This window comes from Streptomyces telluris, from assembly GCF_024519335.1.
Lineage (GTDB): Bacteria > Actinomycetota > Actinomycetes > Streptomycetales > Streptomycetaceae > Streptomyces > Streptomyces telluris.
This window is the reverse complement of the sequence record NZ_JANIID010000097.1, coordinates 1-395: the sequence shown is the minus strand read 5'-3', so window position 1 is coordinate 395 and position 395 is coordinate 1. Positions and strand designations below refer to the sequence as shown.

At 70.4% G+C, this 395-nt stretch carries 1 pseudogene; it reads left to right on the top strand.

Annotated features, from left to right (window positions below):
* Positions 1-352: pseudogene (locus NQU55_RS36260) on the top strand (2-oxoacid:acceptor oxidoreductase subunit alpha); the annotation flags it as partial.
* Positions 353-395 lie beyond the last annotated feature (43 nt).

The window sequence follows — 395 nt, the reverse complement described above, 5'->3', positions numbered from 1 at the left end:
TGTCGCGGTGCCGGACCTCACCGTCGACGACCCCTCCGGGCAGGCCCGCACCCTCGTCCTGGGCTGGGGCTCGACCTACGGGCCGATCACCGCAGCCGTCCGCCGCGTCCGCGCGGAAGGCGGCCACGTCGCGCAGACGCACCTGCGCCATCTCAACCCCTTCCCTGCCAACCTCGGGGACGTGCTCACGACCTACGACACCGTCGTCGTGCCGGAGATGAACCTCGGCCAGCTCGCCACGCTCCTGCGGGCCCGCTACCTGGTCGACGTCCGCTCCTACACCCAGGTCAGCGGCATGCCGTTCAAGGCCGAGCAGCTCGCCACCGTGCTCAAGGAGGCCATCGATGACTGAGGCGCTGAAGCTGGTGCCCAAGGCCGAAGCCCAGCAGTCCATG